Raw genomic sequence first — 1378 nt, 5'->3', positions numbered from 1 at the left:
CCCCGGGTTCCGTCACGCCGGTCCGACGCGGGCGGAACTCGGCATCCCGACCGTCTTCAACTTCCTCGGACCGCTCTGCAACCCGGCGCGGGCCGAGGCGAACGCCGTCGGCGTCGCGACTCTCGACCGCGTGCCGCTGATCACGGGCGTCTTCCGCACCCGCGGCGCCACCGCGCTCGTGTTCCGCGGCGACGACGGGCTCGACGAACTCACCACGACCGGCCACAGCCGCATCTGGGAGGTCTCGCTCGGCGATGTGCACGAGCACGACCTCGACCCGCGCGACATCGGCATCCCGCGCGCTCGCATCGAGGACCTTCTGGGCGGCGACCCCGTGCACAACGCGGACGTCGTCCGCCGCACTCTCTCCGGTGAGACCGGTCCGGTGCGGGACATCGTGCTGCTGAACACGGCCGCCGGCATCGTCGCCTACCGTCTGTTCCAGCAGCCCACCGAGGCCCACCGGCCGATCCTCGACCGGCTCGCCGAGGCCGTGGAGCTCGCCGGAGCCGCCATCGACGACGGGCGCGCGACCGCGACGCTCGAGCGGTGGGTCGACGCGACGCAGCGTCGCTCGGCCTGACGGCGCGCCGCTCAGCCCGGTTCTGTGCCGGTCGGCTCCGCTCAGCCCGCGGTCGCCGCCAGGGCGTCCGCGGCGCGACGGAACGACGTACCGATGCGCCAGGTCTCCACGAACGCGGCGCTCTCGTCGGGGTCGGGAACGTGGAGTCGCTGCGGCCGGGGGAGGGGAAGGTCGCGGACGACCCGCACCACGGTAGGGGCGACGGCGAGGTAGTCGGCGCCCGCGAGCACCTTCTTCGCGACGCCGGGGGTCATGCCGCGTGTCTCGGCGGCGGCCGCGGTGATTCCGGCGAGGTCGCCGTGGGCCGCGAGCAGCGTCGCCGCCGATTTCTCCCCGATGCCGGCGACGCCGGGCAGCCCGTCCGAGGAATCGCCGCGCAGCGTCGCGAAATCCGCGTACTGGTCGGCGTGTACGCCGTAGCGCGCCACGATGTCCGCGTCGCGCAGCTGTTCGAGGTTCGACATGCCGCGTGCGGTGTAGACGACCGTCACGTCCGCGTCGTCGTCGATGAGCTGGAAGAGGTCGCGGTCGCCTGTGACGACGTCGACCGGCAGGCCCGCGCCGGTCGCGAGGGTGCCGATCACGTCGTCGGCCTCGTGCTCGGCCGCACCGACGATCGGGATGCCGAGGCGCGTGAGCGCCTCGCGGATGATCGGCACCTGGCGCTCGAGCGGATCGGGCACCTCCTCCACGTCGGTGCCGCCGGCCACCACCTCCACGACGCGGTGCGTCTTGTAGCTCGGAATCAGCTCGACGCGCCACTGCGGACGCCAGTCGTCGTCCCAGCAGGCGACG

The 1378-nt window shown here is 73.3% G+C and carries 1 protein-coding gene and 1 pseudogene; one reads left to right on the top strand and one right to left on the bottom strand.

Annotated features, from left to right (window positions below; all coding sequences use genetic code 11):
• Positions 1-583: pseudogene (locus tag ASG00_RS18425) on the top strand (anthranilate phosphoribosyltransferase); the annotation flags it as partial.
• A gap of 41 nt (positions 584-624) precedes the next feature.
• On the opposite strand, the gene ASG00_RS12180 reads toward ASG00_RS18425, so the two are convergent.
• The coding region (locus ASG00_RS12180; RefSeq protein ID WP_235559563.1) for a 5'-3' exonuclease at positions 625-1378 on the bottom strand (754 nt) is incomplete at its 5' end.

This window comes from Microbacterium sp. Leaf351 (assembly GCF_001423825.1).
Taxonomy (GTDB): domain Bacteria; phylum Actinomycetota; class Actinomycetes; order Actinomycetales; family Microbacteriaceae; genus Microbacterium; species Microbacterium ginsengisoli.
This window is presented reverse-complemented; position numbering and strand designations above follow the sequence as displayed.